Source organism: Mesorhizobium sp. LSJC269B00 (genome assembly GCF_000502815.1).
Taxonomy (GTDB): domain Bacteria; phylum Pseudomonadota; class Alphaproteobacteria; order Rhizobiales; family Rhizobiaceae; genus Mesorhizobium.
This window is the reverse complement of record NZ_AYVN01000001.1, coordinates 305,372-329,878: the sequence shown is the minus strand read 5'-3', so window position 1 is coordinate 329,878 and position 24,507 is coordinate 305,372. Positions and strand designations below refer to the sequence as shown.

The following is a 24,507-nucleotide window of genomic DNA, read 5'->3' as shown; positions in this document are numbered from 1 at the left end:
CGATGGCAAAGGGGAATCAGAAAAAGGTCCGCGGCAAGCCGCTGAGGCACAGTCTGCTGGAGCACTACCAGCCGATTGACGGCGTCGTCGACGAGATGGTCGATGCTTCGGGCCATCCGCGTCCGGCCTGGGCGCCCTTCATCGAGGCGCTGGAGGAGCTGGGTCCCGAAAAGCTGGGCCAGCGCTTTGCCCGCGCCGACCAGTATCTGCGCGACGCCGGCGTTTATTATCGCGTCTACGACAAGGCCGGCGCCAACGAGCGCGAATGGCCACTGGCGCATATCCCGCTGCTGATCGAAGACAAGGAATGGGCCGGGATCAGCGCCGGTCTCGTCCAGCGCGCCGAGCTTTTCGAGGAGATAGTCGCTGATATTTACGGGCCGAACCGGCTGATCGAGAAGGGAATCCTGCCGGCAGGCCTGATTGCGGCGAGCCCCGAATATTTGCGCCCCGTCGTCGGCACCATGCCGGCCAGCGGTCATTTCCTGCATTTTTGCGCCTTCGAGCTCGGCCGTGGACCGGATGGAAGCTGGTGGGTGCTGGGCGACCGCACGCAGGCACCGTCGGGCGCCGGCTTTGCGCTGGAAAACCGCGTCGCCGCGACGCGGGCTTTGTCCGACATCTATGGCGAGATGCATGTGCATCGCCTGGCCGGTTTCTTCCGTCGCTTTCGCGATGCTCTGATCGGCATGGCGAAGGAGAATGACGGCCGCGTCGCCATTCTGACGCCGGGGCCGCTCAACGAGACCTATTATGAGCACGCCTATATCGCCCGCTATCTCGGCATCATGCTGCTCGAGGGCGAGGATCTGACCGTCGCCGGCGGCAAGCTGATGGTGCGCACGGTTTCGGGGCTGATGCCGATCAGCGTGCTGTGGCGGCGGCTCGATGCCGCCTTCGCCGATCCGCTGGAACTGCGGCCAGACTCGCATATCGGCACCCCGGGGCTGGTCGAGGCGATCCGCCGCGGCACGGTTTCGACGGTCAATGCGCTGGGTTCGGGCTTGATGGAAACCCGGGCGCTGCTCGCTTTCCTGCCGAAGATTTCGCGCGCATTGCGCGGCGAAGAACTTCTGTTGCCAAGCGTGGCGACCTGGTGGTGCGGGCAAGCAACCGAACGGGCCCATGTGCTTGCCAATATCGATCGCATGGTGATCGGTCCGGCGCTGTCGACGCGGCTGGCCTTTGAGGATGACGGCCAGACCAGGCTCGGTTCGGCACTGACGCCGGAGGAACGCATCGCGCTGATCGCGCGCATCGAGAGCGATGGCAGCGGTTTCGTCGGCCAGGAAGCGGTGACGCTGTCGACGACGCCGGTCTATGTCGGCGGCTGGCTGGAGCCACGGCCGGCAAGCCTGCGCGTTTATCTCGCGCGCACGCCCGATGGCTGGACGGTAATGCCCGGCGGTTTCGCCCGTGTCGGCCTTTCGCTCGACCCGACGGCCATCGCCATGCAGCGCGGCGGCCAGGCGGCCGACGTCTGGGTGGTCAGCGACCGGTCGGTCGAGCGCGAGACGCTGCTGCCGCAGGAGCATGACAGCTTCGTCCGCACCATGCCGGGCAGCCTGCCCAGCCGCGCGGCGGAAAACCTGACCTGGCTCGGCCGCTATATCGAGCGTTCGGAAGATACGGTGCGTATCCTGCGCGCCTATCATGTGCGGCTGGCCGAGACGTCCGATCCTGACATGCTGCTGCTCGCCGATATCAGGGACTATCTCGAACCCTTCGGCATCGATCTCGAAGCGGCCATTCCGCCCGGATTGATCGGCACGCTGGACAGCGCCGTCTACAGCGCCGGACAGATCCGCGACCGCTTTTCGCCCGATGGCTGGCTGGCGCTGAAGGACCTGTCGAAGACCATTCATCAGTTCGCCACCACGGTGGCGCCGGGTGACGACGCGACACGGGCGATGACGGTCATGCTGCGCAAGCTCGCCGGTTTCTCCGGCCTGTTGCACGAGAATATGTACCGTTTCACCGGCTGGCGTTTCCTCGAGATCGGCCGGCGGATCGAGCGCGGCATCCAGATCGCCCGTACGCTAGCCCGACTGACAAGGTCCGGTGCGCCGGACGGCTCGCTCGACATGATGCTGGAGATCGGCGACAGCGTCATGACCCACCGCCGGCAATATCCGGTGCGGGCCGGACGGCGCACGGTGATCGACCTCTTGGCGCTCGACCCACTCAACCCGCGCTCGATCCTGTTCCAGCTCGAACGGCTGAAGGCGGAGATCGGCCTGTTGCCATCGGTTGGGCCGGAGGGGCATATGTCGGTCGCGGCCAAGGAAATCCTGCAGCTCAACACGGCAATTGCCGTCATGGAGCCATCGGAGATGTCGGCGGAGGTGCTGGACGATCTCGCAACTGAGATCGGCAACCTCTATAGCAGCCTGGCTAAAGCGTATTTCGGTTAACATGCTGTACGATATCAGGCTTCATCTCAGCTACGATTATGACGCCGCGGCCGGTGGCAGCCGGCATCAGGTGCGTGTATTGCCGCCGACCATTGCCGGCGTGCAGCGCGTGATCGCGGCCTCGCTTTCGTTTGTGCCGACCCCATCGGAGCGCACGGATTTTGCCGATTTCTTCGGCAACAATGTCACCGCGATCGCCTTTCGCGACGTCCATGACGGGCTCGACATCAGAATGAGCGCGCGCGTGTCGGTGTCACGGCCGGAGCCTGGGCTCGACGTGTCGCCCGATCTGCAGCGCCTGCGGGAAGAACTCGGCGCCGTACGGTCACTGGCGCCGGATGCACCGCATCACTTTCTCGCCGCCAGCGATCATGCCGGCATCGATGCGGCGATCACCGCCTATGCCCGCGACAGCGCCGGCGGCTCGACGGTCGGCATGGCCATCGATCTGTGCAACCGCATCCACCGCGACTTCACCTATGACGGGGAAGCGACCACGGTGCGTACCGGGGCCAGCGATGCCTTCCGTTTGAAGCGGGGCGTGTGCCAGGACTTCTCCCACATCATGATCGCCGGCCTGCGCGGGCTAGGTATTCCTGCGGGTTATGTCAGCGGCTTCCTGCGCACCATTCCCCCGAAAGGGAAGCCGCGGCTCGAAGGCGCCGATGCCATGCATGCCTGGGTCAAGGTGTGGTGTGGGCGCGATGCCGGCTGGCAGGAATTCGACCCGACCAATGGCATGCGGGCCAGCAACGACCACATCACCGTTGGCTATGGCCGCGACTATTCCGACGTGGCTCCGATCGTCGGCGTGCTGAAAACCACCGGCGGCCAGGTCGGCGACCAGGCCGTCGACGTCATCCCGGTCGCGCTCGAGAAGGCCTGACAGCCTCGAAGCACAGCTTCTCAACAACGGCCATGCCCGTTATGCTCGGTCGAAACTTCGGGGAGGATCGGTCGGCAGGCATGCTGATGCGGAGTTCGGTATTGACGGCAATCAGTGTCATCATCCCGGCGCACAATGCGGCGGCAACCATTGCGGCCACGCTGGCCTCGCTTCGTTCCGAAGCCGAGGTTATCGGCGAGGTGCTGCTGGTCGACGATTCCTCCTCGGACGGGACGGCAGAAGCCGCGCTGAATGCCGCCACGCAATTCTCGTTGCCGTTGCGCGTGCTCAAGAGCAGCTGCCGGGACGCGGGCGGCTCCCGCAATGTGGCGCTGGCGCAGGCGCAATGCTCCTGGATCTACCTGATCGACGCCGACGACTTGCATCTGGAGGGCGGGCTGCGGTCGATGCTGGTCCGGGCGGGGGAGCAACCGGCCGCCGACATGGTGATCGGCGCCTACCGTCGGCGCACCGATGGCGAGAACCGGAACCTCAAGCTTCCAGCCGGCTACATAGAAGACGGTATAGCCAATGCCTCGGCCTATCTGGAAGGTCACATTCGCTCGATCGCCGTGGGCAGTGCGCTGGTTTCCCGGCGCGTCGTCGGCGACACGCGCTTCCCGACCGGGCTTGCCTATGACGAGGACACGCTGTTCTGGTCCAGGCTGATGGGCAGGGCGTCGCTTGCCCTGATCGTGCATCCCGTCATGATCTACCACGTTTCGGCAGTGCGTTCCGATGATCGCTTCATCACCAGGCCGGTGCGCCGCTTTCTCGACTGGCGGCTGGCGCTGCGCGAGCTGACTGACTGTGGCATCCCACTGTCGTCGCTAAAGACCAGGGAGGGGCTGGTCGCCCTCAAGATCGCCCGGGTTCACTATGCGCGCGGCGATCTGGAGACGGCGGCGCGGTTCCTGAGGATCGCGGCGGCGGCGCCGAAGGTGCGGTCGAACACCTGGCGTTGCAGGCGCTACCAGCTGAAGCTGGCGCTGCGGCGCTGGTTTTCCTCTCCGCGCGTCCAGTTGCAACGTGCCTGAATCAGCCCCGCCGCAGCTTGCCGTCATTGTCATCGGCTATCGCGCGCCGGCTCAAATCGTCGAGGCGGTGACATCCCTGCTGGATCAGGATGAGCCGCTCGAGATCAGGGTGGTCAACTCGGGCGGAGGCGAGGTCCTGGCGCTGCTGACCGGCGCCGGGGTCAAGGTGCCAGTGATCGAGGTCGGTCGAAGGCTGTTTGTAGGCGCAGCCCGCAACCTCGGCATTGCGGCCACCAAAGCGCCTTTCGTTGCCTTTCTTGCCGATGATTGCCTCGCCTGTTCGGGCTGGGCCGAGGCACGGATGCAGCGGCATCTGGCTGGCGACCGCGCCGTGGCGAGCGCGATGGTGAATAGCCATCCGCGCAATCTGATCGCCTGTGCGGCTCATCTGATCATGTTCATGCGACGGCTTCCCGGTCTGCCGTCGGATCGTGCGCTGCGTTACGGCGTGTCGTTCGATCGGCGGCTGTTCGATGAATTTGGCTTGTTCGATGAAACCATGCCTGCTGCCGAAGACACCGAATTCCTGGGGCGGCTGCCGCAGGAACTGCAGCCGGTGTGGGAGCCTAAGGTGCAAACCGTTCATCGCAACGAAACCCGGCTGTCCAGATTGCTTGCCGATCAGTACAGGCGCGGCTGTCGCCGCGGCGATTACCTCGCAGCGTCTGCCCTGAACACTCCGTTTCGGTGTTTTCGCGACACGTTTCGCGATCGGCGGAATGCCCGCAAGCTGGCGAAGATCGGGCTTTCCGATCGGGATCGAACTTTCGCGATGATGTCGATGCCAATTGTCTGGCTTGCCCTGCTGGTCAAATCCGTGGGTGTCTATATTGGCGTGCGAAATCGCGTGAAAGCGGCAACAAGAAAATGATAACGAGCCAAATCAAGCCTCGACGCTGGCGACGGAGCCGACTGTTCTGGACGCGCCAGAGAACGGTCGCAGTTTTCAGCTATCGTTATGACGCGCATCTGGTTGCCGATCTGATCACCAATATCGATCCGGTCGTTGACGGCTGGATTGCCTATGACGATCGCGGGGCGACCGGCGTGTTCAGCAGCGAGCCGCAGCGGCGGCGGATCTTGCTCGACGCAGCGCATGAAGCTGCCGCCGACTGGATCCTGGCTATTGATCCCGATGAGCGGCTGGAACGCGGTACCGCGGAGCGGATCGGACAGCTGACGGGTGATTACAGGCGTATGGCCTGGGGGTTCCGGCTCCGCGAATTGTATTCGCCGACCGAGTACCGGGTCGACGGGCTGTGGGCCGAAAAGTTCCAGTATCGTCTGTTCAGAGCCTACGATCCGGCGAAGTACCGACCAGAGGACCTGCACGGGCTCTGGTATCCTCCCGATCTTGGTTTCAAGGCCCGCAACAGCGGGCTCAACCTCTATCATTTAAAGATGATGGAGCCGAAGCGGCGGATCGCCCGCCGCAATCTCTACCACCACCTTGATCCAAAGGGGCTCCTGCAGGATGTGGGCTATGACTACCTTGCCGATGAGGCAGGGGCCGTGTTCGAACAGATTCCGCCCGGGCGCGACTACCATCCGCCTCACGTCGACGATGGCGGCCTCTGGATGGCCGTGCCGGCTGGTGCCACCATTGGTGGACCCGACCACATTCCATAGCAACGGGGTGGAACCAGCAGTCGGCCTGGCGCTTATCTACGAGAAAAATCTCGTGGAGCGGGCATGCTTGACAAATCTGGGACGCCATCCGGCCGGTCGGCTGCCGGACAGGGGGACGATGGAGCGCCGAAGAACGGCGCGCAGACCGCTGCCGAACAGGCCTCGCTCACCTATATCAGCGACAGCGAGCCGGGGATCCGGCGCCTGAAGGCGGGCGAAGGCTTTTCCTACAAGGGCGCGAAAGGACAGGCCGTCGGCGCGGCAGCCATTGCCCGCATCAAGGCGCTGGCCATTCCGCCGGCATGGACGGATGTGTGGATCTCGCCCGATCCCGCCGGCCACATCCAGGCGACCGGCCGCGACCAGCGCGGGCGCAAACAGTACCGCTACCATCCGCTGTGGGCCGCCGAGCGCGACGGCGCCAAATACTCCAGCCTTGTCGCCTTTGCCGAAAGCCTGCCGGAGCTTCGCCGCCGGATCGATGCCGATCTGCGCCGCCGTGGCCTGCCGGCCGAGCGCGTCGTGGCGGCAATTGTCTGGCTGCTCGACAACACGATGATCCGGGTCGGCAATGCCGCCTATGCCCGCGACAACAAGAGCTTTGGGCTGACGACGCTACGCGACCGCCACGTCGACATCAAGGGATCCAGCCTGCGCTTTGCCTTCAAGGGCAAGTCCGGCAAGGAATGGAAGTTGAAGCTGGTCGACCGCCGCATCGCCCGGGTCGTGCGCGGCGCGCAGGATATTCCGGGGCAGCAACTGTTCCAATATCTCGACGAGGACGGCGAGCGGCATGGAGTGCGCTCCGACGATGTCAACCGCTATATCCGCGACGCGATCGGCGCCAATTTCAGCTCCAAGCATTTCCGCACCTGGGGCGGCACCATCCATGCCGCGTCGCTGTTTGCGCGGACGGAGCTTCCCGAAAGCCAGGCGCAGACCAAGCGTGTGATGAACGCGGTCATCGACAAGGTGGCCGAGCGGCTCGGCAACACACGCGCCGTCTGCCGCAAATGCTACATCCATCCACAGGTTTTCGAAGCCTGGGTGGAAGGGCGGCTGCTTAGCGAAATGACCGAGGCCAACAAGCGCAAGCGAGCGATCGACGGTCTCGATGATGAAGAGGCTCTTGTGCTGAGATGGTTGAAGGCAAGCGAAGGCTGACAAAAATGGCGTAACTTTTTTGTCGACGCCATGTCGGCACAGGCCCTACTGTTTCGTCCTTTGAGACAGAAAAGGACGTCCCATGCTCTACGCTATCCTCTGCTATGCCTCCGAAGATGTCGTCTCCTCCTGGAGCAAGGCACAGGATGACGAGGTCATGGCAAAGCTCATGCATGTGCAGGAAAAATATGCTCAAGCCGGCCGGCTTGGGCCGGTGGCGCGGCTTTTGCCCACCACCGCCGCGACGACGCTGCGCAAGGTCAAGGGCGAATCGGTCGTCATCGACGGCCCGTTTGCCGAGACCAAGGAACAGTTCCTCGGCTTCTACACGCTGGAATGCGCCGATCTCGACGAAGCCGTCGACTTCGCGCGCGAGCTTTCCGAGGTCAATCCCAGCGGCGGATCCTATGAGATCCGACCGGTTTCCGTCTTCAACCCAACCAGAGTAGCCACATGACAGACCTCGCCTGGATAAGCTCGGCGATCAGCGCTGCCCGCCCGCAGGCTATGGGTGCGCTGCTGCGCTATTTCCGCAATCTCGATACGGCGGAGGAAGCTTTCCAGGACGCGTGCCTGAGGGCACTCAAGAACTGGCCGCAGAACGGGCCGCCGCGCGATCCTGCGGCCTGGCTGATCTTTGTCGGCCGCAACACCGGCATCGACGCGGTGCGCAAGCGCGCCAAGCAGGCGCCAATGCCGGAAGAGGACCAGATCTCGGACTTGGAAGATGCCGAGAGCGATATCGCCGAACGGCTGGACGGCGCGCACTACCGCGATGACATATTGCGGCTCTTGTTCATCTGCTGCCATCCGGATCTGCCGCCTACGCAGCAGATCGCGGTGGCGCTGCGCATCGTCTCCGGTCTCACAGTCAAGCAGATCGCGCGTGCGTTCCTGGTCGGCGAAAGCGCCATGGAACAGCGCATCACGCGCGCCAAGGCGCGCATTGCCGATGCCGGCGTGCCGTTCGAGACGCCCGGAGCGGTCGAGAGATCGGAAGAGCACACGTCTGAACTCCNTTTCCCTACACGACGCTCTTCCGATCTTGTTCCAGACCGAGCCGGAGATCATGGGTCTGACGGCATTGCTTTTGCTGCAGCATGCGCGCGCGCCGGCCCGCTTCGACGAGAATGGCGAGATCGTGCTGCTCGACGACCAGGACCGCTCGCTGTGGAGCCGCAAGATGATCGACGAAGGCCTGGCGCTGGTCGACAAGGCCCTGCGCCACCAGAAGCCCGGACCCTACCAGGTGCAGGCGGCGATCGCCGCCCTTCATGCGCGGGCGGCAACCCCCGAGGAGACCGACTGGACCGAGATCGACCTGCTCTACAGCCTGCTGGAGGCGATGCAACCTTCGCCGGTGGTGACGCTGAACCGCGCGGTTGCGGTCGCCAAGGTGCGCGGGCCGGAAGCTGCCCTCGCCATGATCGAGCCGCTTGGCGAGAGGCTGTCCGGCTATTTCCACTTCTTCGGCCTCAAGGGCGGTCTGTTGATGCAGCTCGGCCGTGGCGAAGAGGCGCGTGTCGCCTTCGATCGCGCCATTGCGTTGGCCAACACGGCAGCGGAAGCCGCCCATATCCGCATGCATATCGACCGGCTGATGCGAGACGGAGCCGTGAAGGCGCCGGCGAAGACAGCGCACTAAGCCTGTTCCTCCTCTGGCTCAATCGTGCAATCTCGGCTTGGACCATGCCGGGGTGGCGATTTTCCCCTGAAACGAGTAATGGCACGCCATGACAGCGCCCGCGGCATGCGGGCGATAATGGCGCCAAGGCTCGACCGCCGCCCTATGATGGCGAGCGGATCTGAAAGGGATAAAAATGACGATAGCGAAGGAAACGGCCGAACTTCTGGCGAAACTGGGTGTGGCCAAGGACGCGCTGACCGGCGGCGACCTCGTCGTGCGCAGCCCGGTGACGGGTGAACAGATCGCGGCGCTGAAGACGATTTCGCCGGCCGATGCGGCCAAGACCATCGATGCCGCGCACACGGCGTTCCAGGCCTGGCGGATGGTGCCGGGTCCCCGGCGCGGCGAACTGGTGCGGCTGCTCGGTGAGGAGTTGCGCGCGCACAAAACCGAGCTTGGCCGGCTGGTGTCGATCGAGGTCGGCAAGATCCCGTCGGAAGGCCTCGGCGAAGTCCAGGAAATGATCGACATCTGCGATTTCGCCGTCGGCCTTTCCCGCCAGCTCTACGGTCTAACCATCGCCACCGAGCGTCCGGGACATCGCATGATGGAGACCTGGCATCCGCTCGGCGTCGTCGGCGTCATTTCGGCCTTCAATTTCCCGGTCGCGGTGTGGTCGTGGAACGCGGCGCTGGCGCTGGTCTGCGGCGACGCCGTGGTGTGGAAGCCTTCGGAAAAGACGCCGCTGACGGCGCTCGCCTGCGAGGCGATTTTTGCCGGCGCGGTCAAGCGCTTCGGCGCGGATGCGCCGCAGGGCCTGGCACCGGTGCTGATTGGCGACCGCTCCGTCGGCGAGATCCTGGTCGACCACCCGAAGGTGGCGCTGGTTTCGGCCACCGGCTCGACCCGCATGGGCCGGGATGTCGGCCCGCGTCTGGCCAAGCGCTTTGCCCGCGCCGTGCTCGAACTCGGCGGCAACAATGCCGGCATCGTCTGCCCGACCGCCGATCTCGACATGGCGCTGCGCGCCATCGCCTTTGGCGCCATGGGCACCGCCGGCCAGCGCTGCACGACGCTGCGGCGCCTGTTCGTGCATGACAGCGTCTATGACGCGCTGCTGCCGCGGCTGAAGAAGGCCTATGAGAGCGTCTCGGTCGGCAATCCGCTGGAGACGTCTTCGCTCGTCGGGCCGCTGATCGACAAGGCGGCCTTCGACGCCATGCAGAAGGCGCTCAAGGAAGCCACCGCTCACGGCGGCAAGCTGACCGGCGGTTCGCGGGTCGAGAATGGCCATCCCGATGCCTATTACGTGCATCCGGCGCTGGTCGAAATGCCGAAGCAGGTGGCTCCCGTTACCGAAGAAACCTTCGCGCCGATCCTCTATGTAATGAAGTACTCCGATTTCGATGCCGTGCTCGACGAGCACAATGCGGTCGGCGCCGGACTGTCGTCGTCGATCTTCACCCGCGACCTGCAGGAATCCGAGCGCTTCCTCGGCGTCGATGGTTCGGATTGCGGCATCGCCAACGTCAACATCGGCACGTCGGGCGCCGAGATCGGCGGCGCGTTCGGCGGCGAGAAGGAAACCGGCGGCGGCCGCGAGAGCGGCTCCGATGCCTGGAAGGCCTATATGCGCCGCGCCACCAACACGGTGAACTATTCCAAGGCGCTGCCGCTGGCGCAGGGCGTGTCATTCGACATCGATTGAGATGCTGCGCCCGGCCTTTGACCAGTTGATCCACCCGAACTCGTCGGGCGGATCGCTGCCGCTCGCGCGGATCGTTCCGCTTTCAGGCTTCGCCCCCGCTGTCCAGATGTCCGTATCCCGACGGCGGAAAGGCCACCTCGGCCATGCGCCCGGACGGGTCCTCGCGGTCGGCACGATCGGCTGCGCAACAGCGTCTGCGCCGAACGTTCAGCCAGCGTGCGGCGACGCCGGTCGGCAGGCTTCGAACGCGGCATCGATAACGGCAAGCTTGGCGGCCTGGACGGTCATGTATTCCTGGTAGAAGCTGTTCGACACCCACATCACCGAATGCCCGCGCTGGCCTAGCCAGCCGACGCTGCCGAGCTTTTCGGCGTCGCGCAATTTGCGCGCAAGATGGGTGCGCGAGAGTTTTAGCCAACTGGCGAATTCGCCGATCGAAACCACGCTGGTCGGGATCCGGTCGAGGCCGGCATTGTCGGGATCGATGCCAGACATCAGCCAATCCATGACGATGCCGCCATTGTTGAGCCAGATGAACAGCGAAAACGTCTGCTTGGGCTCACGCACAGGGTTGGAGGAGAGCAGGCCTTCCGCCACCAGCGGCTGCAGCCTGGCAATCATGCCGTGCTGCTCGAGAAAGGCGGCGAGGCGGTCGCCGCCGTCGAGACCGTCGAGCGTGCGCAGATGCGCAACCACCCAGCCATCGAATTCCTTCAGCGTCGCTGCCGTCACCTGAAAGGGATGGGCTCGTCCATCACCGGTGTGCGGCAGGTATTCGATGATGTGATAGTACAGCATCTCCTTGATGAAGGCTTCGGCCGTGTTGCGGCTGGCGACGGAATAGTGAAGCACGGCATCGATGAAGCGGGCCAGTGTCAGTTCCGTGCGGGGATCGCGCGGGTCGCGGGCGAAATGCAGGGCTAGGCCGGTGTGAGCCAGCAACCAGCGCTGTTGCGTGGCGAACACGGCGGCCAGGCGTGGGCTCGTTTCATAGATATGCAGCAGCGCCTTCGACTGCGCCTCGACATGACGGTGCAGCGCCGGATGGCCGGCAATATATTCGAAATTCAGCCCCATCCTCCTCGTCCTCCGGCCAGCCCCCCGGCAGCGAAGACGTGCAATCACATTTCCAGCCTTAGCTGCCCGTGTCCAGCCATGCCAACCCGGAAAAAAGGCCTAGAGCGAGCCTGGGCTATCGTTCCGGCTATTACGGCCGCAACCGCGAGGTGAAGGAGAGCCATCGCGTCCTAGCCACGAAGACCACATCGTGGCAAACTTCTTGTTAACCACATGCTCGGTGAAAATATCGGATTAACCTCAGATGCCACTATCGAGGTTATGTTCCGTTCCTTAGCGTTCAATATGAGTTCAAGGGATGTGTGGATTCGGGGGTTATTTCGGGTCAATCCGGGATGCGGAAGCTTTGCTCACGCACATGGTAGCCGCAATTGCCCATCGTGGGCCGGATGAGCAAGGGAAATTCGTAGCACCCGATGCCGGGCTCGGGCATGCGCGGCTGTCGGTGATCGGCATCGGCGATGGCCAGCAACCGATGTCCGACGAGGCCGGCAATTTGACGATTGCGTTCAACGGTGAGATTTTCAACTACATAGAACTGCGCGAAGGGCTGATCGCCAAGGGCCGACACTTTCGGACGTCGAGCGACACAGAGGTCATCCTTCAGCTCTATGAGGAGATGGGCGAAGACTGCTTGTCTCTCCTGAACGGTGATTTCGCCTTGGCGATATGGGACAATCGGCAGCGACGAATGGTGCTTGCACGAGACCGGATGGGTGTCCGGCCGCTCTTCTACACAAGTAATGACGGGGTGCTTTACTTTGCCTCGGAGATCAAAGCCCTGTTGAAGGTCCCGGGCGTCTCCGCTGAAATTGATCCGATTGCGCTGGATCAGATCTTTACGCTGTGGGCGCCGATCGCTCCGCGCACGGCGTTCCGCAATATCCACGAGTTGGAACCGGCAAGTGTGATGATCGCGACGCAGGGGCAGGTCACGGTCAGACGATACTGGCACCTGGACTATCCGCATCGTGATGAGCCGTCGAAGATCACGAACGAGGACCGCGCGGCAGAGGAGTTGCAAGCCCTTCTGACCGATGCGGTGAGGCTTCGCATGCGGGCCGACGTGCCGGTCGGTTCCTATCTTTCCGGAGGGCTCGATTCGTCGCTCGTTTCGGCGCTTGCCGCCGGCATGACTCCTCGGAGACTGGAGACATTTTCCGTAACCTTCGACAGCGCCGAGCATGACGAAAGCGCCTTTCAGACCGAAATGGCCTCGGCGCTCGGCACGCGCCACCACGCCATAGAATGCGGCGCCCGCGATATCGCCAGCGTCTTTCCTGACGTCATCCGCTTTGCCGAGCGGCCGATCATCCGCACGGCGCCAGCGCCACTCTACAAATTGTCCGCCCTGGTTCGCCAGGCCGGCCTGAAGGTGGTGCTGACGGGTGAAGGCGCCGACGAGGTCTTCGCCGGTTACGACGTCTTCAAGGAGGCGCGTGTCCGCCGGTTCTGCGGGCGGCAGCCCACATCGCGCATAAGGCCGCAGCTGTTCCGCCGGCTTTACCCGTATCTGCCGGGCCTGCAACAGCAATCGGTGGAGTATCTGGCTGCCTTCTTCGGCACCAGCAACGCTGCCCTCGACGATCCGCTGTTCTCGCATCGGCCACGCTTCAAGACCACGGCGGCGGCGAAAATCTTCTTTTCCGGCGACCTGCGCGCGACGTTGAAGGGTTATGACGCAGCTGAAGAGCTGACCAGCCGCCTACCCGAGGCGTTTTCCCTATGGCATCCGCTGCATCAGGCGCAATATCTCGAAACCCGCTTCCTCCTGCCCGGCTACATCCTCTCCAGCCAAGGCGATCGGATGGCCATGGCGCACGGCATCGAAGGGCGGTTTCCTTTCCTGGATCATCGCGTGGTAGAGTTCGCGGCAAGACTTCCGCCGGAGATGAAACTGAAAGGCCTGATGGAGAAGCACATATTGCGCAAGGTGGCCAGGCACCACCTTCCGGCGGCGATCGGTAAACGCACCAAGCAACCTTACCGCGCCCCGGAGGCCCGCTCCTTCGTCGGGGCGGAGGAACTAGACTATGTTCGTGACTGCCTGGGCGAGGCGAGCATTACCGCCGGCGGCCTGTTCAACGCCAAGGCGGTGGCCAAGCTCCACGAGAAATGCCGCATGGAGACCGCGACCGGATTTCGCGACAACGCCGCCTTCGTCGGCATTCTGTCGACGCAGCTGTGGCAGAAGAATTTCGCCGGCCAAGCGGTCGGCGCGGCAAGAGCGGCCTGAGACGGCGAGGAAAAGGAAAGACACGATGACGGCAATCAAGGACAGGGTCAGAAGCTTTATCGTCGACAACTTCCTGTTCGGCGACACCTCCTACAAACTGTCGGATTCAGCCTCGCTGATCGAGAACGACATTATCGACTCGACTGCGGTGCTTGAGCTGGTGGCCTTCATCGAGGACAATTTCGGCATCGCGATGGTGGATGCCGACATCGTTCCGACCAACCTGGACTCGCTTGACCGCATCTCGTCCTTCATCGAGGCGAGAGCACAAACGCTGGCAGCGTAAGCGCCAACGGCGAGGAACGTCCCGTGCGGATCGAGCATTTTCTGGTGGCGAAGGCTGCTGCCCACCCGGCCAAGACGGCATTGGTCACCAGGGGCAAAAGGCTGAGCTACGAAGAACTCGACGACCTTTCGAGCCGGCTGGCCACCGCTCTCTTCATGAATGGGATCAGGCGCGACGACCGCGTTCTGATCTTCATGGACAATTGCTGGGAGGCCGCCGTATCGATCTTTGCCGCACTCAAGGCAGGTGCGACCTTCAGTCCGATCAACCCCTCCACAAAGGCCGACAAGCTCGGTTACGTCATCGCCGATTGCGACGCCAGGGCGGTCCTGACGCAGGCGAAGCTGGTGCCCGTGGTCACTGAAGCCTGCGCATCGCAAGGCAAGACCGGCATCTTCGTGGCTTCCACCCCTGGGGCCGATGGGCAATGCCCGGCAGGGGCCGCGTCCCTGACTGACTGCCTGACGTTCGATGGCGCGGAGGTGAACCATCGCGGCATCGACGTCGACCTTGCGATGCTGATCTACACGTCAGGTTCGACCGGCCGGCCCAAGGGTGTGATGATGACGCATCGCAATTGCGACGCTGCCGCGGGGTCGATCGCCACCTATCTGCGCAACGCGCCGGACGACATCATCCTGAACGTCCTCCCGCTTGCCTTCGACTATGGCCTCTATCAGTTGCTGATGGCAGTCAGGCTCGGGGCTACGCTGGTGCTCGAGAAGTCCTTCGCCTTCCCGCACGAGATCTTCGAACGCATCCGCAAAGAGGGCGTCACCGGCCTTCCGCTGGTGCCTACCATGGCGGCGATGATCCTGCAGATGCGTGATCTGGCGCCGGGTTTCCTGCCCAGCCTCCGCTATATTTCCAACACCGCGGCCGCCTTGCCGCCAGCCCACATAGAACGCCTGCGCTCGCTGCTGCCCGGCGTCCGGATCTATTCGATGTATGGGCTGACCGAATGCAAGCGCTGCACCTATTTGCCACCCGAGGAACTTGACCGCCGGCCAGGGTCGGTCGGCATAGCCATCCCCAACACGGAAGCCTTTGTCGTCGACGACCTTGGACAACGCGTGCCGGCGGGCGTGGCAGGTGAGCTCGTTATCCGCGGTCCGCACGTCATGCAGGGCTATTGGCGCAACCAGGCCGCGACGGAACGAGCGCTCCGGCCGGGGCCTAACCCTTGGGAAAAGGTGCTCTATACGGGCGACCTGTTCCAGACCGACGAGGACGGCTTTCTCTATTTTGTCGGGCGTAAGGACGATATCATCAAGACGCGTGGCGAGAAGGTCGCCCCCAAGGAAGTGGAGGCAGTGCTCCACGCCCATCCAGGTATCGCGGAAGCGGTGGTCGTCGGCGTGCCGGATCCGGTGCTGGGGCATGCGATTGGCGCGCTCGTCGTGCGGTCCGATCCGGCGCTTGGCGGAAAGGACATCATTCGTCACTGCGCGCGGCACCTGGAGGATTTCATGGTCCCCAAAATCATAGAGTTCCGCAGCGAATTACCGAAGACGGAGTCGGGCAAGGTCAGCCGCCGGCTCGCGGCTGAGATGATGGAGGCCGAGCAATGAACATCGGCTCAACCCAGGATGCGCCGGCCTTCACGCAAGCCCTGGTCATCGATCCCGCCGCCGAAACGGACAGGATCGTGGCGGCCCTGCGCGAGCAGTTGCGCGGCATTCGCAAGCGCGGCCTCGTGCTCGGTCTTTCGGGCGGTATAGATTCCAGCGTTTCGGCTGCATTGGCCGCGCGTGCCGTCGGCCACCAGAATGTGCTGTGCGTGCTCATGCCGGAAAGCGATTCCGACCCCGAAAGCCTGCGACTCGGCCATCTGGTCGCCGACACTTTCGTCGTCGAGGCCGTTGTGGAGGATATCGGGCCGACCCTGCGGGCAATGGGCTGCTATGAACGCCGCGACGCCTTCATCCGCGAAATGGTCCCGGACTATGGCAAGGGCTGGGCCTCGAAGATCGTGATCGCGAACGTGCTCGAAGGCGAGGGCTACAACATCTCCTCGCTGGTGGTGCAGGACCCGCAAGGCAAGCAGACGAAACTGCGGATGCCGGTGGCGGTCTATCTCGGCATCGTTGCCGCCACCAACATGAAGCAGCGCACCCGCAAGCAGATCGAATATTATCATGCCGACCGGCTGAACTTCGCCGTGCTCGGCACACCGAACCGGCTGGAATACGATCAGGGGTTCTTCGTCAAGAACGGCGACGGCGCCGCCGACGTCAAGCCGATCGCGCATCTCTACAAGACGCAGGTCTATGCGCTAGCCGCCTATCTCGGCATTCCGGAAGAGGTCCGCAACCGGCCGCCGACCACCGACACCTACTCGCTGGCGCAGACGCAGGAAGAATTCTACTTCTCCCTGCCTTACGATCGGATGGATCTGTGTCTCTACGGCCTCAACAACGGCGTGTCCGCCGAGGTGGTAGGGCAAGCGGCGGGATTGACCGCCTCACAGATCGAACGCGTCTGGGCCGACATCGCCGCCAAGCGAAAGGCAACGCGCTATCTGCACCTGCGCCCGCAGCTCGTTGACGGCGTGGACGAAGTCGGCTCCTGACCTATGCATATCGAGCAAAAGTGATCCGGTCTTGCGATACGACATGCATGAAAGAATACTAAGCTCTTGTCTTTACGCAATTCCGGACGGAAAGCCGCGCACCCTTTCCTGGAATTGCTGTAGGCGGAACGCTTCAGGTGAAGCGGCCGCCGATCAACTGGCTCCACTGCTCGCCCGCAAGCCCGTTCAGAAAGACCTGCGCGTTCTTCATGGCATCGAGAAGCTCGGGATCGCGTGAATGCACGACGGTCGAGGCGACCGGTATGAAGGCTATGCGTCTTACAAGCATGGCGTCCAGAAGCGCGGGCTGGACGCGGCCGCGCAAGCCGGAGACACCGCGCCGGGCGGCATGCTCGACCAGGCAATCGATCACCGGCCCGGCCTGGCCGGGAAGAGCGAGGACCTGCAGCACGCGGCCGATCCCGTCCGGTCGCGCGTAATAGGCGAAAGCGCCGACATTGGCGCCGTTCGGCGATGCCACCGACACGTAGACAAGCTCTCCGAAATCCGGCTTTTGCGCCGCATCGCCCAGAATATGGTTGAGCTGACCTTCCGCCCACTGCGGACGTAGCGGAAATTGGGCGCAAAGCGGCTCCAGCAGCCCCGCAAAGCTGCCGCTGTCGATCTCGGAGGTCCGAAATGCCCCCCGGCTCGATGCGTTGGCGACGACGCCGGTCCAGCGTCGTTGACTGCCCTTCATTTTGCGAAGGTAGAGCCGGTCGACGATCCGGGCGAGCGGGTTGAACATCCAGGCAAGCTTCATGTGATTGGCAAAAAGGCTGAGCATGAAGGTCGCCGGCCGCATCACGCGAACCCAGTCAAGGCTGTATTGCGGCAGCACAACGCCGCGAAGCCGCGTCCACAGTTTCACGGACGTATCATTGGCGGTTTCGCTGAAGGAGATGTCCTGCGGACCATCGAGGAAGGCCTTCAACAGGCGGGCACCGGCCATCGGATCGGTCTCGTGATCCTCGACCATCAGCGAGCTGCAGATGGCAGCGTAGAGCTGCCGGCCGTTGAATTTCATTGGCAGCGCATGAACGCCGACGAACCCGGAAACCTGGCCGGCGTCATTGACATGGACAAGCGAACGGAGCCTGCTGCCCCAGTCGGGTGCGTCCAGATAAAACCGCCTCATGTAATCGACGAGGGAGGCCGGCGCTGGCCCCCGCTTCTTGCGCAGCATGCGTTGAAACATGCCCGCGACGGCCGCAAGGTCGGCCTGATCGAGGGCGCGGACGACGCTCACGCCGGGCTCCCGGTTCCGGGAACCCGGCCACCATGTTTGCGCGCCATGGCGACACGGGGCTGGCCGTCGGCCGTCACGGCAAAGGTTGGGGTTTCGTAGGATTTCGTTCTCGATAAAAGGGTTGCTATCTGCCGATCTTGACCTTCGCCGAACTCAAATAGCAGCCATCCGCCTGGCTTGAGGAAAGCTGCGGCATCCCGGACCAGCCTTTGGAGGATCGAAATACCGTAAGGGCCGCCGTCGAAAGCTTCCCGAGGTTCGTTCTCCAACAGATGCGCGCTTTCGCTATCGAGACGGGATGAGGAAATATAGAGCGGGTTGCACACAACCATGTCGGCAGCGCCGCGGAGGCCGTCACCCTCGATCGCGGCAAATAGGTCGCCTTGCCGGACCTTGATCCTGTCCTGCCGGGCGAGGCGCACAACATTGCGGCGGGCAAGCGAAACCGTGCTGTCGGTCAGGTCCGCCGCCCATGCCCGAGCCCGAGGACATCCGCTGACGATGCCCACGGCAAGATTGCCGCTGCCGCAGCACATGTCGATCAGGATCGTTTCGTGCGCCTGTTCGCCAAGAATGGCCGCGGCCGTCCGGCCAAGCAGTTCCGTTTCGGCTCGCGGCACCAGGACGTCAGGCGCGAGTTCCAGCTCAACCCGCATGAAGCGGTGCAATCGCGGCCAATTGCGATCGTTTGCACGGCCGGCAGGAAGGCTGTGATGCTGCGGCAAGGAAAATCCCTATCCTGAGGATAAAACGCGGGTTCCCTGTTGTTACCAACTCCGGGTAAATTGATGTTAAAGATCATGATTGGATTGGGAGTAACCGGCCTATGTTGGCGGCGTCCTGTCCCATCAATGGCGAATTCCTGTGCCGCCGCAAGCCGATCCATGCGCTAATTCAGAGCAACGCCTCGTACCGGTCTCCGATCTTTTCAATTTCGAAGTCCGCCGCCCTGCTTTTCAGGATCGCGGCGGTTGTCGGCTGGTCGAGCATTCTGGCCATCGCCACTGCCAGAGCCGCGGCATCGCCGACCGGCACCAGGGCGCCGAAGCGGCCGTCATCAAGTATTTCGCGCGGGCCGTGCGGCGCGTCCGTGGAGACCACCGGAATCCCCGCTGCCATGGCCTCGACCAGAACATTGCCGAAGCCCTCGCTGGTCGATGATAGGACGAACAAGTCAGCTACTGCGTAGCAGGCCGCCGGATCATTGACATAGCCCGCAAACAGAACGTCTGCGCCGATACCGGATTCTTCGGCATAGGCGCGCAGCTCGTCGGCCAGCGGACCCTCGCCGAAGATGACAAGCCGGGCCCGGCGGCCGGCGCGCAGCACAGCGAAGGCCCGCAGCAACGTCCAATGATCCTTAACCGGCACCAGGCGTCCGGCGGTGATGATGACGGGGCCGTCGCCCATCGCCGCGAGCTCTGCCTGCCAGGCGTAGGAGCGTTGCTGGGATGCCGCAGCCGGCGGCAGCGGGTTGTTGATGACCACGACCTTGGATTTCGGGAAGCCTCGGGCCACAAGATCGCCGCCGACACCCTCAGAAACCGCGATGGCCCTGGTGGCGCGGGCCGCAACCAGGGCCGAAAGCCAGACCGCCATTTTCGCGCCAAGGCTGCCGGAAGGCAATGAGGCGGCGGCGTGGAAACTCGGGAAGAACCGCGCCCTGCTTCGCGCGAGGGAAAGCGCCAGCGCCACGACCAGATTGGCGAATTCCGGGGCGCTGTAGATCGCGTCGGGAGAAAGGCGGCCAAGCAGGCCCGCGCTTCGCACGATGCCTTTCAATGTCGCCCACTTGCCATAACCCTCGCCGCGAATGGGGAGGCCGAAATCGACCAGATGCACGGCAGGCGAAAGCAGGGCGGCATTGGGCCCCTGCGCGTTCCAGGTAAAAAGCGTGACGTTGTGGCCGCGCGATGCCAGCTCGTTCGCTATCAGGACGAACACACGCTCGGCGCCGCCGCCCCTGAGGCTGGCAATGTGAAAGACAATCCGCTTCGCCATTTCAGGCGCGGCTGGCAATGACATCCGGGCGGTTCGGCGGAAGCCGCATGTCGCGCACGATACCCAGGGTAATGGCGAGCAACATGCCGAGGATCATGCCGCCAATGGCCCCCAGGCCGATCATCACGACGGTGCGCGGGGGCCATGAACGGCCCTTTGGCGGCACTGCGGTGGAAATCACCTGCACATTGGTGCTGTCGATCTGTTCGCGCTCGGTTATCTGGCGTGCCCGCGACAGGAAGCTCTCATAGATAGCCGTCTTCGACGCGGCGTCACGTTCAAGCTCACGCAAGGCGACCTCGGAATCGCTATCCGAGAACACGTTGCCCTTCAAGTCATTCATCTTGGCATTGAGGGAGGCCGACGAGGTTTTGGCGGCATCGAGATTGACCTTCGCCAGGCGCAGGGTGCGCGCGTATTCGGCGCTGAGTTGCGCGCTGACCGTGTTGTACTCCGTCTTAAGCCTGACGATCGACGGATGACGGGGGCCAAAGGTCATCGACTGCGAATCGATCTGCTGGCGCAGGCCGTTGGCCGTTGCGCGCAGCGCCACAAGCGCCTCCGACGTGGCGGGACCGGAATTGGTGCCGTTTGCGCCGGCGGCAAGCAGGGCGTCGTAACTTGCCTGCGCGGCGATGACGCGCGATTGCGTCTCCACGATCTGGCCGTTGAGCTGGGTCATGGTTTGCGAGGAAACAAGCTGCCCATTGCTGGTGGCCAGATTGTGGCTGCGCCTATAGGCCTCGACCTTCTCTTCGGCCGCCTGCACATCGCTCTTGAGCTGGCCCAGCCGCCCGTCCAGCGCGGCCGCGGCACGGCTGGCGCCGGAAGCCTCGGCGCTGGCCAGCTCTTCCTGGAAAGTCTTGACGATATCCTGCGAAATCAGGATCGCCTTAGCGGGGGTTTCCGCCGATACCATCAAGGTCGTGACAAACGACTTTTCATCCGCGATGCTGCTAACCCGTTCCGCCAGGTTCTTCAGGGCGGTAAGCTTTGGGTCGGGTTTGGCGCCGTCCGTCCCTGTGCGGCTTCGGTCCGCGTCGAAGAACTCCGGGTCACTGGCCAGGTCAAGATCGTCTACAACACGTGAAAGCACGCTGCCCGAGGTCAAGATGCGCTCTTTGCTGCGCGCGCTGAGCAGCTGTCCATCGACCTGGGCCGATTGCGGGTAAAGATCATTCGGAACAACCTGAAGATTGGCGGGATTGATGAGGATGTCCGTGGTCACGGTGTAGCGCTGCTTGCTCAGCAGAGCGTAGGCACCGCCGATGATCCCGCCGGCTATTGCCAGCAGGCATACCAGAGCGAGGCCGGCGCGCAGCCAGACAAACAGACGCCCGAAATCGAGTTCGAGAAAGGTTCCGATCTTGTTGAGCGTCACCGTCGTGACGGGCTCGGCTACAGGCGGCGCCACGGGTGCAGGCGACACAGGGGCCGACGTTACAGGGGCCGACGTTACAGGGGCCGACGTTACAGCGGGTGCCGCCGCATGTGCCATGATCGGCGCGGTTTGTTGCGGCTTTGGCCTGCTGGCGCGCCGCGCATTTTCGATCCGTTCATAGGGGCTAATGCCGGCGGCGGCCGCGGCTGGAGGAGGACCGGAAGCGGCGGACATCATGCTAACCCTTTAATATTCAATACGCACAGCCTGCTTTACGGAAACATCGTTAACATTTCATTTTCCAGGCGTGTCAGGCGCGTTCCGGAACAGCGATCTATCCACCCTTGGTCGGTATTCTGCCACGCCCGTCGTAGCCTGGCAAAGCGTGCAGGCGTTTCAAATGGAAATACAAGAGGTCGTCGCGAGGGCACCCGCAAGGAGCGGGCTTGGCGTCATGTCGCTGTTGATGCTGGTTGGCCTTGAAGGGGCGTGCCGGTTTGGCGCCCATCCGGCTTTCGATAAGCGAGCAACAAGATGACGAGCAGCATGATATCCGGCGCCTTCGAAGAAAGGGCATTGTTTGACAATGCCGCGAGAATGGACGCGGCCGCTGCGATATGGGCGGCCCGAGGCGTATTGCGCAGGAGCTTGAAAAGGAACCGGAAGAAAGCAAAGGCGAAGAGCAGGGCGATCGGCAGGCCGAACAAAAGCGTAAGAACGACCGGCGTGCTTTCGATGAAGGGGAGGTTGAGCTTTTCGTTGACGATCTTCAACAACTCGTTGGGATTCATGCCAAGCAGGATGTCCCTCCATTCAACAAACTTGAATACATCGTAGATCTTGACGCGCGCGTCGTAATTTTGATCAAAGAGCGTGTTGCTGAAGCGGTTCAGCAGCCCCGCCGAAAAGAGTATCGCAATCAGTATGGCGCCACCGGCCAGCGTCAGCATCAGCACCAGGAGTTTGGCCTGGCGTTGATGTCTGGGTGACAAGTCCGGCCAAGGCAGGAACACGAGCAGGAACAGGATCTCGCCGCAAGCGAGCAGCAGGGCGGTGCGCGCGCCCGAAGCGGCCGTGCCGATGAAGAGAATGAAGATGCAAAGCGCGCACACCCAGATACGCCACCGCGTCAATGCAACGAAACCTATGGCGGTGGTGCAAAGCGCGCCCAGCGCCAGCGGATGGGCCGACAGTCCGATCGGCCGAAAGTCCAGCTCAACGAGGGGATAGGGCAGGAATCGATGCTGGGTGACGGCCTCGATCGTTCCGATGATGGCGCTGAGGACGATCATGCCGACGATGACATTGCCAAGCGCCCTGCGCACATGGTCACCCAGGGCAAGCATGATCATCGCCGCGGCACAAGAGACCAGATAGGAATCGATTATGAAGCCGGCCGAGCCGGCACGGCCTATCACGAAGAGATAAGGCACCAGCCACAACAGCAGCAGCGAATATAACAATGTCGCCTTGAACAGCCTGACTTCATCGCCTTCGAGCCGAATTGGCCGGGTCGTGGCGATGACGACAAGCAGCAGAAAGATCGCATAGGTCCCGATATGCAGCTTTTCGGGAAACGACCCCCCCTCCGTCGAATAGGACATCACCATATTCATCAACTGCGGAGAGATGGTCGAGCGGAGCAGGAAAGCGAAGGCCGCGAGGAGAAAGAACAGGAGTGTGAGGGCGTCTTGGCGGCTGGCCTGCGCGGTCACGAACTGTTGCTCTGTGGGGGTGACACTCACGATTATCCGACCAGCGTTGCGGCTTGCGATTGAGATGGCAGGGGACGCACGCGCCCCCGGGTACATTTTCCTGGACGAACGTAAAGGAATATGGATAACCCGATCTTAACAGTGGCGATGCCGGGCATGGGTCGCCACATGTCAGCTTTGCCGAAAAGCCGGACACCGCTCATTGAAATCTCACCAAAGTGCGCCGCGTGGGAACGAATGCACGCAATGCACTTGCGCGACATGCATCGGCAGCCGGATTTACGCTATTTCGTGAACTCGGTAACCCACACTTAATTGGCCGGTCGTATTGATGGCGATGCTTTGCACGGCGCCCGACGCGCTGCCTGTGGACGGCACAATGGCATCAGGCGCCGGCAAAGCGCAGGAGATCAAGGTGAAGAAATTCTATTCGATTCAGTATCTTCGCGCCTGCGCCGCCTTGCTGGTTCTGTTCGCACACGCCTTTTCCTATCAGATTGGCGTGGACAATCTGATTATTGTGACGGCGGGCCGCCTGGGCGTCGTTCTGTTCTTTGTCATCAGCGGTTTCATAATGGTCCATATTACGGGAGATGGTCCGTTTTCCGCTGCCACCTTCCTGAAACGCCGAGCAATCCGGATCATCCCGCTTTACTGGCTTTTCACCAGCCTCGCCGCGGTTCTGGCGGCGCTCGCGCCAAGTCTCTTCCAGAAGACCGTCTTTACATGGCCCCACTATCTTCAGTCGCTCCTCTTCATTGTTCACGAAGCGCCTGGACGGGATAGCGCCAGTCCAATCCTCTCACTCGGCTGGACGCTCAATTACGAGGTATTTTTCTATATCGCTTTTGCGGTGTTCGCATTCCTGTCCGTGACCTCGCGCGTATTTGTGCTGACGGTCTTTTTCATTGCGATGTGGATAGCCGGGCTGTGGCTGGCTCCCACCAACCCTGTTATCCAGTTCTATCTCAACCCTTCTCCGGTGGCATTCGTAATCGGCATGTGGATAGGGCGGCGCTATTTGGACGGTGATTTCACTTCCGACATACGCCATGCCTGGATATTCGGCGTAATGACCGCTGCAGGCGTGGTGCTTTCATTCGTCGATGACGGTACGCCGCTCTTGGGTCAGATCAGCTTCGCGGGACAAGCAATGTGGGCGGCGGGCCTGCTTCATCTCAGCCTCATTCTGGAGCCGAAACTCAAGCACTGGAGCCTTCTCGAGCAGTTGGGCGACGCTTCCTACGCGCTTTATCTGTCGCATATCTTCGTGATCGGCGCTGTGGCGTACCTGGCCAGACGCACCGTCGGATACGAGCATCCGACAACGGTATTGTTGGTGTCGGTGGTCAGCATCGTGGCAGCCTGCCTCGTCAGTCTGGTGATTTACGAGACGATCGAGAAGCCGATTCTTCAGACCCTGAACGGCAGAAGGAAGACGAGAAACACACCGCTTCCTCATATTGCCACGGAGAACAAATAAGCAGGCCACGCAACGGGACGCTCACGGCTTTCAGCGCTTCAG

At 62.7% G+C, this 24,507-nt stretch carries 19 protein-coding genes; 13 read left to right on the top strand and 6 right to left on the bottom strand.

The genetic code is table 11. From position 1 onward, the window contains the following. Positions 1–2: 2 nt before the first annotated feature. The 8 genes from X771_RS163180 (at position 3) to X771_RS163215 (ending at position 10,465) form a co-directional block, all read left to right on the top strand. The gene (locus X771_RS163180; protein WP_023686318.1) at positions 3–2,414 is read left to right on the top strand and encodes a circularly permuted type 2 ATP-grasp protein; all 2,412 of its coding nucleotides are present in this window, start codon (positions 3–5) and stop codon (positions 2,412–2,414) included. A gap of 1 nt (position 2,415) precedes the next feature. Continuing rightward, positions 2,416–3,300 (top strand): transglutaminase family protein, encoded by an 885-nt coding sequence (locus X771_RS163185; RefSeq protein WP_023683456.1) that lies wholly within the window; start codon positions 2,416–2,418, stop codon positions 3,298–3,300. 101 nt (positions 3,301–3,401) lie between these two features. Then, the gene (locus tag X771_RS163190) at positions 3,402–4,337 is read left to right on the top strand and encodes a glycosyltransferase family 2 protein (protein WP_023686317.1); all 936 of its coding nucleotides are present in this window, start codon (positions 3,402–3,404) and stop codon (positions 4,335–4,337) included. Beyond that, positions 4,330–5,208: a glycosyltransferase family A protein gene (locus X771_RS163195; RefSeq protein WP_023686316.1), complete on the top strand. Its 879-nt coding sequence runs from the start codon at positions 4,330–4,332 to the stop codon at positions 5,206–5,208. Before X771_RS163190 ends, X771_RS163195 begins: the two co-directional genes overlap by 8 nt. Then, entirely contained in the window at positions 5,205–5,966 is a 762-nt protein-coding gene (locus tag X771_RS163200) for a hypothetical protein (protein ID WP_023686315.1), read from the top strand. Before X771_RS163195 ends, X771_RS163200 begins: the two co-directional genes overlap by 4 nt. 63 nt (positions 5,967–6,029) lie before the next feature. Next, the gene (locus X771_RS163205; RefSeq protein WP_023686314.1) at positions 6,030–7,130 is read left to right on the top strand and encodes a DNA topoisomerase IB; all 1,101 of its coding nucleotides are present in this window, start codon (positions 6,030–6,032) and stop codon (positions 7,128–7,130) included. An 82-nt stretch (positions 7,131–7,212) separates the two neighbouring features. Next, positions 7,213–7,587 carry a YciI family protein gene (locus X771_RS163210; RefSeq protein ID WP_023671781.1) on the top strand — a complete coding sequence of 125 codons (375 nt, stop codon included), beginning with the start codon at positions 7,213–7,215 and terminating at the stop codon, positions 7,585–7,587. Between the two features lie 1,363 nt (positions 7,588–8,950). Then, on the top strand, positions 8,951–10,465 hold the full coding sequence (locus X771_RS163215; protein WP_023671784.1) for an aldehyde dehydrogenase family protein: 1,515 nt from the start codon (positions 8,951–8,953) through the stop codon (positions 10,463–10,465). Positions 10,466–10,672: 207 nt separating this feature from the next. On the opposite strand, the gene X771_RS163220 is transcribed toward X771_RS163215, so the two are convergent. After that, positions 10,673–11,542, bottom strand: coding sequence for a hypothetical protein (locus X771_RS163220; protein ID WP_023686313.1), 870 nt, complete (start codon positions 11,540–11,542; stop codon positions 10,673–10,675). A 298-nt stretch (positions 11,543–11,840) separates the two neighbouring features. Between X771_RS163220 and asnB the strand changes: the two genes are divergently transcribed. From asnB to nadE, 4 genes are read left to right on the top strand one after another with little or no spacing between them, the layout of a single operon-like run. Then, positions 11,841–13,778, top strand: a complete 1,938-nt coding sequence (gene asnB / locus X771_RS163225) for an asparagine synthase (glutamine-hydrolyzing) (RefSeq protein WP_023686312.1) — start codon at positions 11,841–11,843, stop codon at positions 13,776–13,778. 25 nt (positions 13,779–13,803) lie between these two features. After that, positions 13,804–14,064, top strand: a complete 261-nt coding sequence (locus X771_RS163230) for an acyl carrier protein (RefSeq protein WP_023686311.1) — start codon at positions 13,804–13,806, stop codon at positions 14,062–14,064. A gap of 23 nt (positions 14,065–14,087) precedes the next feature. After that, the gene (locus X771_RS163235; protein WP_023686310.1) at positions 14,088–15,635 is read left to right on the top strand and encodes an AMP-binding protein; all 1,548 of its coding nucleotides are present in this window, start codon (positions 14,088–14,090) and stop codon (positions 15,633–15,635) included. Further along, positions 15,632–16,636: an NAD(+) synthase gene (gene nadE / locus X771_RS163240; RefSeq protein ID WP_023686309.1), complete on the top strand. Its 1,005-nt coding sequence runs from the start codon at positions 15,632–15,634 to the stop codon at positions 16,634–16,636. The genes X771_RS163235 and nadE overlap by 4 nt, the downstream gene beginning before the upstream one ends. 133 nt (positions 16,637–16,769) lie before the next feature. Here the strand turns inward: nadE and X771_RS163245 are convergent, their stop codons facing one another. The 5 genes from X771_RS163245 to X771_RS163265 form a co-directional block, all read right to left on the bottom strand. Continuing rightward, positions 16,770–17,885, bottom strand: a complete 1,116-nt coding sequence (locus X771_RS163245) for a hypothetical protein (RefSeq protein ID WP_023686308.1) — start codon at positions 17,883–17,885, stop codon at positions 16,770–16,772. Then, a complete protein-coding gene (locus X771_RS163250) occupies positions 17,882–18,541 on the bottom strand; it encodes a HemK/PrmC family methyltransferase (RefSeq protein WP_084566697.1) in 660 nt (219 codons plus the stop codon). Before X771_RS163250 ends, X771_RS163245 begins: the two co-directional genes overlap by 4 nt. A 238-nt stretch (positions 18,542–18,779) precedes the next feature. After that, positions 18,780–19,886 carry a glycosyltransferase gene (locus X771_RS163255; RefSeq protein WP_023683443.1) on the bottom strand — a complete coding sequence of 369 codons (1,107 nt, stop codon included), beginning with the start codon at positions 19,884–19,886 and terminating at the stop codon, positions 18,780–18,782. Position 19,887: 1 nt separating this feature from the next. Beyond that, positions 19,888–21,501, bottom strand: coding sequence for a GumC family protein (locus tag X771_RS163260; RefSeq protein WP_031197769.1), 1,614 nt, complete (start codon positions 21,499–21,501; stop codon positions 19,888–19,890). A 218-nt stretch (positions 21,502–21,719) separates the two neighbouring features. Beyond that, the gene (locus X771_RS163265) at positions 21,720–22,982 is read right to left on the bottom strand and encodes a VpsF family polysaccharide biosynthesis protein (RefSeq protein WP_023671794.1); all 1,263 of its coding nucleotides are present in this window, start codon (positions 22,980–22,982) and stop codon (positions 21,720–21,722) included. A gap of 379 nt (positions 22,983–23,361) precedes the next feature. Here X771_RS163265 and X771_RS27730 point away from each other — a divergent pair, with 379 nt between their 5' ends. After that, positions 23,362–24,465 carry an acyltransferase gene (locus tag X771_RS27730; protein ID WP_197031318.1) on the top strand — a complete coding sequence of 368 codons (1,104 nt, stop codon included), beginning with the start codon at positions 23,362–23,364 and terminating at the stop codon, positions 24,463–24,465. Positions 24,466–24,507 lie beyond the last annotated feature (42 nt).